The sequence below is a fragment of the Gelidibacter maritimus genome (assembly GCF_014062315.1).
Taxonomy (GTDB): domain Bacteria; phylum Bacteroidota; class Bacteroidia; order Flavobacteriales; family Flavobacteriaceae; genus Gelidibacter; species Gelidibacter maritimus.
In genome coordinates this window covers 102,352-115,973 of the sequence record NZ_JACGLT010000010.1, presented here as the reverse complement: position 1 = coordinate 115,973, position 13,622 = coordinate 102,352, and the positions used below count along the sequence as shown (strand labels likewise).

Sequence of the window (13,622 nt, the reverse complement as noted above, 5' to 3'; positions counted from 1 at the left end):
AATTTAAGTATCAATAACTAAAACAAAACTTATGGAAAGTTCAAACAGTAACAAAAATACCGGATTAAAGATTGCCTTGGGGATTTTATTGGCCTTGTTTATCGGAACAGGCTTTTATACCTCAAAATTATATAATGATAAAAAACAAAATGAAGCTGAGTTAACCAAAGAGAAGCAGTTGGTTATGAACGATTTAAGTAATATGGCAAAACAGTATGATATTGCCATTGGAGAAAATAAAGTCGCAAATGAAGATTTAGCAGAAGCCAGAAATAGAATTCAAGGTTTAATGGATTCTTTGAAAATATCTCAAAACAGTGTAAACAGTTTAATGAGCTTCAGAAAGAAATACCGATCATTACAAGAAGAAATGAATACTCTTTTAGCTGAAAATGATAAGTTAAAAATTGAAAACTCGTTATTGGCAACCTCTTTGGATAGTACAAATGTAAGATTAGCTGAACGTACAATGTTTACAGATTCACTATTGGTCCAAAATACAGAGTTGGCAACTGTGGTTGAAAATGCTGCGGTTTTACAAACGGTAGGATTAAAAGCATTTGGTGTGATTGAGAGAAATTCTGGAAAACTGATCCCGACCGAAAGAGCGCGTCGAAGTGATAAAATCAGATTGTGTTATACAGTTGCAAAGAACACTTTAGTAGGTGCTGGTGATAAAGAGCTGTATGTTCAGGTTTTAGATCCGAATGATAACGTTTTAGGCGCCAATGAGCAGATTCAATTTGATGAAACAGTATTAAATTATAGTTTGGTAAGCAAGTTTAATTACGAAAATAGAAATCTTAATATTTGTGAATTTGTATCTCCAAATGGTGATTTTTCGAAAGGTAGATACGTGGTAAATATTTTCAACAAGAAAGAGTTGGTGTCTACTACAGAATTCACATTAGAATAATTATAGATTATTTGATATAAAGAAAAACCCGAAAATCTAATGATTTTCGGGTTTTTTTATGGTATGAAAAATAGATAAAACCGTATGATGAGACTTAATTATTCCAATACTTTACCATTTATAATTACCGTGTCAATAAGATTGTCGCCAAAAGCATAAGGCAGGTTATAATAACTCTCAATAGTTTTGGTAATGATTAAATTAGCTTTTTTCCCTCTACAGATACTTCCATACTGATTTGAAATACCCATGGCATAAGCGCCATTGATAGTAGCAGCATTGATAGCTTCTTCAGGTGTCATTCTTAATTTAATGCACGCTGTACTTACCACAAAGTTCATATTTCCACTTGGTGTGGAACCTGGATTATAATCTGTTGCCAATGCCAATGGTAAACCCGCATCAATAATCTGACGTGCTGGAGAATATGGAATGCTCAGGAAATAGGAGCAGGAGGGAAGCGCTACGGGCATTGTAGAGCTATTTTTCAAAACCTCTATGTCTTCTGATCTCATTTCCTCAAGATGGTCTACAGATAGAGCCTTATGCTCCACAGCCAGAGCTACGCCACCAAACGCATTGAATTGGTTGACATGGATTTTAGGCGTGAGTCCCACTGCTTTCCCAGCTTTCAAAATTCTATCTGTGTCTTCCAAATCGAAATATCCTTTTTCACAAAAGACATCAATATAATCGGCAAGTTTTGATTGGGCAACTTCCGGAATCATTTCAGAAACCACGAGATCTACAAAACCTTGCTTATTGTCTTTAAATTCCTTCGGAACTGCATGTGCAGCAAGTAAAGTGCTTTTGATAGTGGCCAAAGACTCCTTTTTCAGTCGTTTAATGACGCGGAGCATTTTCAATTCGGCTTCAACTGTCAAGCCATACCCCGATTTTATCTCAACTGCGCCTGTGCCCAATTGCATCACCCGATTCAGTCGTTTGAGTGACTGTTGATAAAGATCTTCTTCAGAAGTATTCTGTAGAACTTCTGCGGAATTTAAAATACCGCCGCCGCGTTCAGCGATTTCTTCATATGATAAGCCATTGATACGATCCACGAACTCCTGAGATCGGTCTCCTGCATACACAATATGGGTATGGGAATCACACCATGCTGGAAGCACCATCTTGCCATTGGCATCAATGACCTCCTCAGCTTGATAATCAACATAATCTGACATCGGACCATATTCAACTATGGTATCATGCTCAATAATAAGATAGGCATTTTTAATGGTTGGAAGCGTTTTCATATCAGCTCCCTTGACAATGGTCACGTTGTTTTCTCTAACTTGAATCAGCTCTTTGATATTGATAATGAGTATGGACATAATTTTATTTTGTATAAATTGACTGCGTATTAGGTAAAAAAAAAGCAAGTTATTAAAATAAACTTGCTTTTTTATAACATTATGAAGGCTTTAAATCTTTAAAAGCCCCAATCGGGACTGATTATTTAAGTCCGCCAACCATGTCTTCTGGTTTCACCCATTCGTCATATTCTTCTGCAGTAACATATCCTAAATTGACAGCTTCTTCTTTCAAGGTGGTACCGTTTTTATGTGCTGTGTTAGCAATTTCAGCAGCTTTATAATAGCCTATTTTAGTATTTAAAGCAGTCACCAGCATTAACGAGTTATTCAATAAATGTTCAATGACATCATGATTGGGCTCAATACCCTGTGCACAATGCTCATCAAAGCTCTTACAGGCGTCACCCAATAATTGGGCCGATTGCAATAAATTTGCCGCCATCATAGGTTTAAAAACGTTTAACTCATAATGGCCTTGAGTGCCACCAACGGTTACAGCAACATCATTACCCATAACTTGGGCACAGACCATAGTTAAAGCTTCACATTGGGTAGGATTCACTTTTCCTGGCATGATCGAGCTTCCTGGCTCATTAGCTGGAATGATAATTTCTCCAATTCCACTTCTTGGACCGGAGGCCATCATACGGATGTCATTGGCTATTTTATTTAAACTTACCGCTAATTGTTTTAATGCACCATGTGTTTCTACCAAAGCATCGTGCGCAGCAAGTGCCTCAAACTTATTTGGAGCGGTGACAAAAGGTAGTTCCGTAAATTTGGCAATGAACTCTGCTACACGCTTGCTATACCCTTTTGGAGTGTTCAACCCTGTACCAACAGCAGTACCGCCAAGTGCCAGCTCGCTCAAATGTGGCAAGGTGTTTTCTAAAGCTTTTAAGCCATAATCCAATTGTGCTACATAACCCGAAATTTCCTGTCCGAGTGTTATAGGGGTTGCATCCATGAGATGGGTTCTACCAATCTTTACAACATTTTTATAATCGTTAGCTTTTTTATGTAAAGTATTCCGTAACTGAATAATGCCCCGAACCGTATTTTCAACGATTTTTTTGTAAATAGCAATATGCATTCCTGTTGGGAACGTATCGTTTGAAGATTGCGATTTATTAACGTCATCGTTGGCACTAATAACAGGGTCTCCTTCGCCAATTTTCTTACCTGCCAATTGTTGCGCTCTATTGGCAATTACTTCATTGACATTCATATTGCTTTGTGTGCCAGAACCAGTTTGCCATATAACTAACGGAAATTGGTCATCGTGCTTACCTTCCAATATTTCATCACAGACTTGTGCAATCAAATCGCGTTTTTCAATCGGTAGAACTCCCAATTCACAATTTGTAAACGCTGCTGCCTTTTTTAGATATGCAAAACCATAAATAATCTCTATTGGCATAGATGCCACAGCACCAATTTTAAAATTATTTCGGGAGCGTTCTGTTTGTGCACCCCAAAGTTTATCGGCAGGAACTTTAACCTCGCCCATAGTGTCTTTTTCAATTCTGTATTCCATAATATCTGATGAATGATTAGTTAACAAAGTTAGCCATTTTGAGGGAAAATCGATAGTGGAATTATAGAATAATTCCTATGGGTTTCTGAAATAATTAGTTCATTTACAACTCATAAAATATAAACAGTTTTTGTGTGATATCTTACAATACAACTACTTATGAATTATTAACGAGAAAATCAAGATACGATTGCGCCCCCACGTGCGTTAACCCATCTAATATATAGTATCCTAAATAATTGTTTCCTTAGGAAATAAATTTAGTATGGCAGATATTTTAAAATAATATCGCTTCTCAAACCGACTAAGTTTTTAAATGTCGTGGTTATTTTAAGGAGGTAATTTACCGATACAGATCTTAGACGTCATTGATACAACATTTAAAATCATAAATAAAACGTTTTTTGTTGGTGTATAAATATCAAAATTAATGTACGGCTTGTCCAAAAGCGTCTGATATCTTAAAAACTATGTTAATAAATCTTAAAGTAGGTATTGTATAAACTAAACGTTTCTCCTATCTTTGCTATAATTATTAAAAACAACTTGCAACATGTTTACATTTGACCAGTATTTAGGATTTTTGGCGTTTATGACGATATTGACCATGGGTTTTTGGTTAATGATTTTTTTAATGACCTTTGTTATTCCATATTGGGTCTTTGGAGCTTCAATGGAGCGTTTTAAAGAGATGAAAGCAGAACGTAAGGCAAAAAAGGAAGCGTCAGCAAGCACCTTAGAGGATTTATAAAAATCACTCTTAAACATATAACATAAAAAAAGCGGTTTCAAATATTTGAAACCGCTTTTTTTATGTTGGGTGCTCAATGCCATTCACATTGAGCACATGAATTATCCTTGAAATTCGAAATCTTCATCGCCACCATTGCTACGCTCCATATTTCTTTGTTGTTTCTTCTGTTGGTTGAAACGATAGGTGAATGATATGTTATAGCTACGAGGTCTCCACTGAAACTCTGATGAACTTATATACGACGGTGTGAACGACTCCATGGATCTTTTTCTTGTATCAAACAAATCGCTTACGTTGAATGCAATAGAGGCACGATCGTCAAACAGGTCTTTACTAAAGGCCATGTCAGTAGAAAACATGCCATCACGTTTGTTTTGGGCATCCTCACTAGGTCCCATATAAAATATTCTTGTTTGCCAATCAATCTTCCCAGGTAAGGTATATTTATTGTTTAAACGGAAGAACCAACTTAAATTTTCTGCGCCGTAATCTACATTATTGTAAATGCCTTCCGTTTTAGACTGGAACAAGTTGAAGTTTCCATTCACATTCCAATCTTTCGAAGCTCGGTATGCTAAAGTAAATTCAAAACCAAATCTATCGTTTGTAGCCAAATTGATAGGTGTTCTTCTTATCACAGGAATCACACTTTCATATTGAGAGGTTATATTGTCAAAATCGGGTTCATTTTCATTGATTGTAAAGTTGATATCTCTAATATAGTAATCGCCTGTAGCTTCGCTGATGAAGTTGAAAACATCAGTTGCTCTCTCATAATAAATAGAAGAGTTTAATGTAAACTTGTTGAATTTCCATAAATACCCTAAATCAACTTTGTTAGAGAAACTTGGGTCAATATCTGGATTTCCTTGAAATACACTTGTTGGACTACTTCTTGAAGGGAATGGGTTGATAAAATAAGAACGTGGTCTTCTGATACGACGGTTATAGCCTAACTGAATGCTTTGGCTATCGGTTATTTCATAACCTAAATTGACTGTTGGGAACAAATCTGTATAATTCTTTTTTTGTAAATCGTTCGTGGTCAATTGGTTAATGGTCACACGGGAAGACTCCATTCGGAGGCCCATCAAGTAAGAAAATTTACTACCTAACTTACTGCCAAACTGTGTGTAAACGGCATTGACATAATCTCTATAAATCAAATTATTGCTGACATCCGTATCCAATTCATAGTTACCGTTTTCGTAAAACTCCAAGCTATAGTCGGTATCCATTTCATTGAAACTACCGCGATAACCAAGTTCAAACTGACTGCTCTCTCCTAAAGGATGTACATAATCAGCCTGTAACAAAATATTATCTTGAGTTTGAAGTGTATTTATACGCTCAACGTTGGAACCATCTTGAGCGATGAATGATCTATTGTCTTCATCACTTGTTTCATATTGAAAATCGAACGTCAATTTATGCTGACTGTTGTCATTGAATTGTTTGTCAAAATTGACAGAGTACTGGATGGTTTTATCATCTCTTTGCTCAGGATTGAAACGTTCTGATGTTGAAGTCAGATTGTTATTTGAGTCGAATTCTCTACTGAAGTTGGTAGAGGTATTATCACTATTACTATTTCTATAAACCAAGGATGTGGTCAGTGAAGCTGTATTGTTTATATACCACTCAACACCAACGTTGGTAGTAAAGCTATTTCTTTCTCTGTTGGATTCTCTAACCTCATTTAAAAAGGTATCAGGTCTATCCTCAATTATATTACCATCCTCATCACGCTTAATATTGAAAAATTGGGTGTCAGTAAAAGAATTTCCAGGAGATTCTCTATAATTGTATCCTGTAGTATTAAAAAAGTTAAAATCGCCTGTTCTGTAATTAATATTACCAGAAAGCCCTGCAGATTCAGGATATCCGGCATTTGCGGTAATGGCGCCATTCAGCCCTTGAAGCTTACTTCTTCGTAAAATAATATTTAATATCCCGGCAGTACCTTCAGCATCATATCTTGCCGATGGAGACGTAATTACTTCAACACGTTCAATAGATTCTGCAGGTAGTTGGCGTAATGCATCTGTTGAGTTAAGCCCAACCAGTCCTGAAGGCTTACCATTGATTAAAATGGTCACGTTATCATTACCTCTTAAAGCGACATTGCCTTCAACATCCACAGAAACTGACGGAATATTGTCCAATACATCACTTACGGTCCCACCTCTAACGGTCAAATCCTGGCCTACCGTATATATTTGTTTATCTAATTTTATTTCTACACTCGTGCGTTCAGCAATAATGGAAACTTCACCTAAAGCTTGTGCATCAATTGCGATACCTAAAACACCTAAATCTGTATTTTGAATTAAGGTTCTATTAGGTATTGTTTTTGTACCGTAAGAGATATATTCTACAGATATGTCATAGGTGCCTCTTGGCACCTTAATATCAAATGTTCCATCTTCACCGGTGATGCCTCCTGTAACAATTTTGTTTTCTTGCTTACTATAAAAAGCGATGGTAGCATATTCAAGAGGTTGATTGACATCTTTGTCTATTACCTTACCGGTTATGGAAACTTCGTCTTGAGCGAAAATGAGGTTTGAAGTTAATAGAAAAAGTAGGGTAAATACGTAGGGAATTAGTTTCATTAGTTTATTTGTTTTTTTTGGTTTTCTGTAATTTTTTTATTTCACCTTTATTATCATCTACAAAGCGTTGGATGGATGCGATTGTTTTTTCAGTATAGAGTTCTTTAACATCGGCAAAATGTGAAGTTTTTAATTGATCGACCATTGCTTTTTTCTCGTATTCTTGATGAGTCTCAGAAAACATGATCTGATTTCGTTTTTTATAGAAATCATCAATTTTTTGCTTAATAATTTCGCCTTTAAATTCATCTATATTTAAGAGCGTTACAAAAGTATCAACGCGCGCTCTGTATTGCTCCATTTGTTTTTCCATATACTTTTCTCTTTCCTTCTCCATGGCATCTTTGGTTTGGGCATGAGAGATTGTGACGCTTATAAAAAGCATCAAAAGAGAAAGTTTAACTGTTTTTGCAACCATAATAGGGGTGGTTTAGTTATTAAGAGTGCAAAAATAGAACTTGGTTTAATGAGGTTTGGTTAAAGTTGTGTTAAAGAATCCTCTTATAATATGTCGAGGATTTTTTGGGGTGGACGTCCAATTACGGCTTTGTTTCCGTTGATAATTATAGGACGTTCAATTAGTTTAGGGTATTTTGCCATGGCAGCAATAATCTCATCATCTGTAAGGTCAGAATTCTTAAAGTTTTCTTTCCAAATGGATTCGTTTCTTCTAACAAGATCAATAGGTTTGATGTCTAAAAGATGAATAAGCGTTTTTAGATTATCAACATGCAACACTTCGTCCATGTACTTAATAACCTGAAAATCCTTTTTCTGCGCTTCAAGTATTTTTAAGGCTTCTCTAGACTTACTGCATCGTGGATTGTGATAGATTGAAATCATTTTTAATCATGGATTTTAAAAGAAGGTGCAAAGATACGGCTTATAGGATCATCAACCAATAGTCTCCATTAATGGATTATTTCAAATCTCGATGCCAAATTTCTTCAATGCTTCTTCTAACTTCTCAGGACTTTTAAAATGAATGGTATTGATGCCCATTTCATTGGCGGCTACAATGTTTCGGAGGTTATCATCAATAAAAACCGAACGTTCAGCGTCAATATTATAACGTTCTAAAGTCAGTTCGTAGATATCTTTAAAAGGTTTTCGGGTTTTTTCTTCACCCGAGACAAGAATACCTTCAAACCAGTGTAAAAAGTCGAACCTTTCAAGCGCTATCGGAAACGTTTCATGGCTCCAGTTGGTAAGTGCAACGATTTGGAACTGCTTGCTGTCTATGAGCTTTTTTAAAATTTGAACGGTTCCTTCAATAGCCCCACCTAACATCTCCTCCCAGCGACCATAAAACATTCTGATCAATTCTTCATACTCAGGAAAGAGTGCCACCCGATCTTCTGTAGCTTTCTGTAGCGGATAGCCTGCGTCTTGATTTTCATTCCAATCGTGCGTGCAAACATGATCAAAAAACCATTGCATTTTTTCCCTGTCGCCGTCAAAAACATCTAAATATACATATTCCGGGTTCCAGTCAATAAGAACACCGCCTAAGTCAAAGATTATGGTCTCTATTTTTTTCATATCATTTTCCGCAAAAGTGAGGGTTTTTCCTATTGTTTATGGCCTGTCTAATCTTATTATTTGTTATCCCACTAAAAATGGAATGGATAAACGGATGGGCAGACACTATTATGTGTTTATTGTTCAATTTACAAAGTATATGCTTAAATTCAAGGCTTTGAGCTTCTACTTCAACTTCCCGCCTTCGCTAGTGTTCCGGAAGGGCAAGGCAACTTTATCGTTTTAACCATCTAAAGCTCATTGGAGTTATCATCTTTTTGTCCCATCAACATCAAATATGCCTTTAAAAACTCGTCAATTTCACCATCCATGACATCGTCAACATTACCAGTTTCGTGCCCCGTCCTAACATCCTTCACCAATTTATAAGGATGCATAACATAATTTCGAATCTGGCTTCCCCATTCAATTTTCATTTTGCCTGCTTCAATATCGTCTCGTTGCGCCATTTGCTTTTGCAACTCAATTTCGTATAACTGTGACCTTAGCATTTGCATGGCTCGAGCTCTATTGTCATGTTGTGAACGAGTTTCTGAACATGAAATTTGAATGCCAGTAGGTTTGTGGACCAGCTGGACCTTAGTTTCTACTTTATTAACATTTTGTCCACCAGCACCACCAGAACGTGCAGTGGTAATTTCTATATCGGCCGGATTGATGTCAATTTCAATGGAATCATCAACAAGCGGATACACATATACCGATGCAAAGCTGGTATGACGTTTGGCATTGCTATCAAAAGGGGAGATGCGGACCAATCTGTGCACGCCATTTTCACCCTTCAACCAACCAAAAGCAAAATCGCCATCAATTTCTAAAGTAACCGTTTTTATACCAGCTACATCACCTTCCTGAAAGTTGAGTTCTTTTACCTTAAATCCGTTGTTTTCAGCATACATCAAATACATGCGCATGAGCATACTTGCCCAATCGCAAGATTCAGTACCTCCAGCACCCGATGTAATTTGCAGAACGGCGCTCAAACTATCGGCTTCATCGGAAAGCATATTCTTGAACTCTAATTTTTCAATGTGATCGACAGTTTTTTTAAGATGTGCTTCAAATTCTGCAGCCGAAACTTCTTCAGCTTTATAGAATTCATAAAACACTTCCAAATCTTCGACTAAGGTTTTGGCAGTATTGTAATCGGCAACCCAATGTTTTTTTTCCTGTAATGACTTCATAACAAGCTCGGCGGCTTTGGAGTCATTCCAAAAATTTGGATCGAATGTTTGTACTTCTTCGTTTTTTATCTCAATAGTTTTGGCATCTATGTCAAAGATACCTCCTCAACGCACCAAGGCGTTCTACAAGACCTTTAACTTGATCGGATGGAGTCATTATTAGTGTTATTTTTTCGCAAAGATATCATTAAAAATAGGCAGTATTAAAGAATTAATGGGATAATTTTTTTAAGTTAATTTGTGTAATTTTATGAGCTAATTGACCATTATGAAAAAACATCTACTTTGTCTCATTGTAGTATTGACTGCAACCCCTTTATTGTCACAAGTCTTGAAGGATAAAAAAGTAGAAGCCTATAAAGGGTTTTTTAATTTTTACTATGAAGAAAAACAGGATAAAATCTATCTGGAAGTCGCTAAAATTGATCATGAATTTTTGTATGTAAATAGCTTGGCGAGTGGCGTTGGTTCTAACGATATCGGATTGGATAGAGGCCAGTTGGGAGCTCGACGCATTGTTAAATTTATTAAGGCAGGTAATAAACTCCTGTTGGTTCAGCCCAATCAGGATTTTAGGGCCATTACCGATAATATTCCCGAAAAGCGAAGTATAGAACAAGCCTTTGCGAAATCAGTTTTATTCGGATTTAAAATAGAAGACACTATTGAGGGAAAATATATTATCGATTTGACTCCGTTTTTAATGGAAGATGCCCATGGGGTTGCCAAAAGACTAAAAGCACAGAACGAAGGAACTTATAAAGTTGATCTCTCTAAAAGCGCTTTATCTTTAGAACGTACTAAAGCCTTTCCGAAAAATGTAGAGTTTGAAGCCCTTTTGACTTTTGATGGGGATGCCAAGGGCAGAAATATTAGAAGTGTTGCTCCAACATCGTCACTATTAAGTGTTATACAACACCATTCGTTTATAGAGTTGCCAGATGATAATTACAAACCTCGCGAATTTGATCCACGCAGCGGAGCTATTTCTATGTCTTATATGGATTACGCCACACCAATTGAAGAAAACATTGTAAAACGATTTGCGATCAGACACCGATTGGAAAAGAAAAATCCGGAATTGGCGATGAGTGAAGCCAAACAGCCTATCATCTATTATCTTGATCCTGGAACGCCAGAACCGGTGCGTTCTGCATTATTGGAAGGTGCGCGTTGGTGGAACGAAGCCTACGAAGCCATTGGTTTTAAGGATGCTTTTCAGGTGAAAATGTTACCCGATGATGCTGATCCTATGGATTGTAGGTATAATGTGATCCAATGGGTGCATCGCTCTACACGGGGTTGGAGCTACGGTGCCTCTGTGGTCGACCCAAGGACAGGAGAAATTATTAAAGGTCATGTGAGTTTAGGAAGTTTGCGCATCCGACAGGATTTTTTAATAGCCCAAGCCTTGTTGAATCGACCTTTTGCAGATTCTGACACCAACAATTCGCCCATGCTAAAAATGGCTTTGGCCAGAATACGTCAGTTGAGCGCGCATGAGATTGGCCATACCTTAGGGTTTGCCCACAATTTTGCGGCCAGTAGTAACGATGATGCCTCAGTGATGGATTATCCGCATCCTAAAATCACATTGGATAATGGAAATATCAGTTTGGAAAATGCCTATACCGATGGCATTGGCGTTTGGGATAAAGTAACCGTTGCTTATAGCTATTCAGATTTTGATGAAAGCATTGATGAGAAGGCAGCATTGAATGCCATTTTAAAGAAAGCACAAGATCAAGGTCTTCGATTTATTTCGGATTCAGATGCCCGAGCTCCAGGCGGTGCCCATGCTTACGCCCATCTTTGGGACAACGGTAAAAGTGCGTCTGAAGAACTAGAACGCGTTTTAAAAGTTCGTGAACAGGCCATCTCAAACTTTTCCAAAGATAATATCAGAAACTATGAACCTTATTCTGTTCTGGAAGATGTATTTGTACCACTTTATTTTTTCCACAGATATCAGACCGAAGCAACTTCCAAATTAGTTGGCGGACTGGATTATAACTATGCGCTTAAGGGAGATGGTCAATTAATTACAGAAGTGCTGAAAGCAAAAAATCAAAAAGAGGCCCTAAAAGCTTTGCTGTCTACGATTGCTGCTGAAACCTTAGCTATCTCCAAGGAAAAGTTGGAATTATTCCCACCACGAGCTTTTGGTTATAGAAAAACGCGCGAATCGTTTGCAGGGAAAACAGGTGTCGCTTTTGATGCTTTGAGCGCTCCGTCTACGGCCAGTGATATGACCTTAGAGTTTTTGTTAAATCCGCAACGCGCCAACAGACTTGTGCAGCAAAAAAGCCTGGACCACAATCAATTGGGATTAGAAGAAGTACTAAATGAGCTCATTGCAAATTCGTTTGGTAAAACCCATAAGGATCCATATCTGTTTGAAGTTCAACAAATGATCAATTTTAATGTTCTTAAGTACATGATGAACCTTGCCGTAGCTGACGCAGCATACTTTCAGGTTCAAGCCATGGCGAATAAGGCTTTAGGTGAAATTTCTAAAAACTTCTCTGACAAAAAACGAGATGTCAATCCTTATGCGGCCCAATATGTACAAATGATTTCCGAACTCCGGGAACATCCTGATAAGTTCAAATTAGAATCAGCGCCACGTATTCCTGATGGGTCACCTATAGGTACAAACGCTTGCGATTATATTTTAAAATAACAACGATGATTATAGATTTAAGAAGTGATACTGTTACCAAGCCGACCCAAGGCATGTTGGAGGCAATGATGAGTGCCCAAGTTGGTGACGATGTATATAAAGAAGATCCAACCGTAAATGAGCTTGAAGAGCGCTTGGCCGATATGTTCGGTAAATCGAAAGCCTTGTTTTTTCCAACAGGGACCATGGCCAACCAAACAGCCTTAAAACTTCACACTATTCCAGGAGACCAGGTGATTTGCGACAATAATTCACATATTTATCATTACGAAGGTGGCGGTGCGTCATTCAATAGTGGTATTTCTTGTAAATTATTGGAAGGAAATCGTGGCATGTTCACTGCGGAACAGGTAATTGAAGCAATCAATCCCCCCGATTTTTACCACAGTCCGCTAACCGCATTGGTAGAAGTTGAAAATACCGCCAATAGAGGTGGAGGTTCCTGTTGGAGCTTTGAAGAGCTTAAAAACATACGAAAAGTCTGTAACGATCATAATTTGGGGTACCATCTAGATGGTGCGCGTATCTGGAATGCATTGATTGCAAAACCCGAAACTGCACGAGACTATGGGCAGATTTTTGATACCATTTCAGTTTGCTTGAGTAAAGGCCTGGGATGTCCTATAGGATCCGTTCTTATTGGTGACGAAGAGATTATGAAAAATGCATTGCGAATTCGGAAAATTCTGGGAGGAGGGATGCGCCAAGTAGGTTATATGGCTGCTGCTGGTCTCTATGCCTTAGATCATCATATTGAGCGCATAACTGAAGACCATCAAAAAGCTAAAGATATAGAACAGTTATTGTCAAAACTTGAGTTTATCAAAAAGGTGGAGCCTGTGGAAACCAACATTATCATTTTTGAATTAGTAGACAATAAAAACGATACAAAATTTCTAAAACTACTGGCAGACCAAAACATACGATTGAGCAGTATGGGTGGTGGTAAGCTTAGAATTGTCACACATTTGGATTATACAGATGAAATGCACGACAGGTTTCTTGATGTCTTAAAAAACTCTTAACCTGACATAAAGAAGCAAACCTTAGGCGTTTAACAATATGAGCTGTA

General features: G+C 37.4%; 11 protein-coding genes. 4 read left to right on the top strand and 7 right to left on the bottom strand.

Going from position 1 to position 13,622, the window contains the following annotated elements; translation table 11 throughout:
* The first annotated feature begins 31 nt into the window (after positions 1-31).
* Positions 32-916, top strand: coding sequence for a chromosome partitioning protein ParA (locus tag H3Z82_RS13020; protein WP_182205946.1), 885 nt, complete (start codon positions 32-34; stop codon positions 914-916).
* Positions 917-1,014: 98 nt separating this feature from the next.
* Here the strand turns inward: H3Z82_RS13020 and hutI are convergent, their stop codons facing one another.
* Together hutI and fumC are read right to left on the bottom strand one after the other, a co-directional pair.
* Positions 1,015-2,253, bottom strand: coding sequence for an imidazolonepropionase (gene hutI / locus H3Z82_RS13015; protein ID WP_182205945.1), 1,239 nt, complete (start codon positions 2,251-2,253; stop codon positions 1,015-1,017).
* A gap of 121 nt (positions 2,254-2,374) precedes the next feature.
* The gene (gene fumC, locus H3Z82_RS13010) at positions 2,375-3,772 is read right to left on the bottom strand and encodes a class II fumarate hydratase (RefSeq protein ID WP_182205995.1); all 1,398 of its coding nucleotides are present in this window, start codon (positions 3,770-3,772) and stop codon (positions 2,375-2,377) included.
* 553 nt (positions 3,773-4,325) lie between these two features.
* On the opposite strand from fumC, the gene H3Z82_RS13005 reads away from it, so the two are divergent.
* Positions 4,326-4,523 (top strand): hypothetical protein, encoded by a 198-nt coding sequence (locus H3Z82_RS13005; RefSeq protein WP_182205944.1) that lies wholly within the window; start codon positions 4,326-4,328, stop codon positions 4,521-4,523.
* Positions 4,524-4,624: 101 nt separating this feature from the next.
* On the opposite strand, the gene H3Z82_RS13000 is transcribed toward H3Z82_RS13005, so the two are convergent.
* The 5 genes from H3Z82_RS13000 to prfB form a co-directional block, all read right to left on the bottom strand.
* Positions 4,625-7,141, bottom strand: a complete 2,517-nt coding sequence (locus H3Z82_RS13000) for a TonB-dependent receptor domain-containing protein (protein WP_182205943.1) — start codon at positions 7,139-7,141, stop codon at positions 4,625-4,627.
* 4 nt (positions 7,142-7,145) lie between these two features.
* A complete protein-coding gene (locus H3Z82_RS12995; protein WP_182205942.1) occupies positions 7,146-7,559 on the bottom strand; it encodes a hypothetical protein in 414 nt (137 codons plus the stop codon).
* A gap of 83 nt (positions 7,560-7,642) precedes the next feature.
* Positions 7,643-7,984, bottom strand: a complete 342-nt coding sequence (gene arsC, locus H3Z82_RS12990; protein ID WP_182205941.1) for an arsenate reductase (glutaredoxin) — start codon at positions 7,982-7,984, stop codon at positions 7,643-7,645.
* Between the two features lie 81 nt (positions 7,985-8,065).
* On the bottom strand, positions 8,066-8,683 hold the full coding sequence (locus H3Z82_RS12985; RefSeq protein ID WP_182205940.1) for an HAD family hydrolase: 618 nt from the start codon (positions 8,681-8,683) through the stop codon (positions 8,066-8,068).
* A 230-nt stretch (positions 8,684-8,913) separates the two neighbouring features.
* Positions 8,914-10,024, bottom strand: a protein-coding gene (gene prfB, locus H3Z82_RS12980; protein WP_182205939.1) for a peptide chain release factor 2 whose coding sequence is annotated in 2 segments (ribosomal slippage) — positions 8,914-9,960 and positions 9,962-10,024 — 1,110 coding nt in all. Because the reading frame shifts where the segments join, the coding sequence is not laid out codon by codon here.
* Positions 10,025-10,135: 111 nt separating this feature from the next.
* Here prfB and H3Z82_RS12975 point away from each other — a divergent pair.
* Together H3Z82_RS12975 and H3Z82_RS12970 are read left to right on the top strand one after the other, a co-directional pair.
* Positions 10,136-12,550 (top strand): zinc-dependent metalloprotease, encoded by a 2,415-nt coding sequence (locus H3Z82_RS12975; RefSeq protein ID WP_182205938.1) that lies wholly within the window; start codon positions 10,136-10,138, stop codon positions 12,548-12,550.
* A 5-nt stretch (positions 12,551-12,555) separates the two neighbouring features.
* Entirely contained in the window at positions 12,556-13,575 is a 1,020-nt protein-coding gene (locus H3Z82_RS12970; RefSeq protein WP_182205937.1) for a threonine aldolase family protein, read from the top strand.
* Positions 13,576-13,622: the final 47 nt, after the last annotated feature.

Coding starts and splice junctions, on each gene's coding strand:
- H3Z82_RS13020 (WP_182205946.1), top strand. CDS start 32: ATGGAAAGTTCAAACAGTAACAAAAATACCGGATTAAAGATTGCCTTG.
- hutI (WP_182205945.1), bottom strand. CDS start 2,253: ATGTCCATACTCATTATCAATATCAAAGAGCTGATTCAAGTTAGAGAA.
- fumC (WP_182205995.1), bottom strand. CDS start 3,772: ATGGAATACAGAATTGAAAAAGACACTATGGGCGAGGTTAAAGTTCCT.
- H3Z82_RS13005 (WP_182205944.1), top strand. CDS start 4,326: ATGTTTACATTTGACCAGTATTTAGGATTTTTGGCGTTTATGACGATA.
- H3Z82_RS13000 (WP_182205943.1), bottom strand. CDS start 7,141: ATGAAACTAATTCCCTACGTATTTACCCTACTTTTTCTATTAACTTCA.
- H3Z82_RS12995 (WP_182205942.1), bottom strand. CDS start 7,559: ATGGTTGCAAAAACAGTTAAACTTTCTCTTTTGATGCTTTTTATAAGC.
- arsC (WP_182205941.1), bottom strand. CDS start 7,984: ATGATTTCAATCTATCACAATCCACGATGCAGTAAGTCTAGAGAAGCC.
- H3Z82_RS12985 (WP_182205940.1), bottom strand. CDS start 8,683: ATGAAAAAAATAGAGACCATAATCTTTGACTTAGGCGGTGTTCTTATT.
- H3Z82_RS12975 (WP_182205938.1), top strand. CDS start 10,136: ATGAAAAAACATCTACTTTGTCTCATTGTAGTATTGACTGCAACCCCT.
- H3Z82_RS12970 (WP_182205937.1), top strand. CDS start 12,556: ATGATTATAGATTTAAGAAGTGATACTGTTACCAAGCCGACCCAAGGC.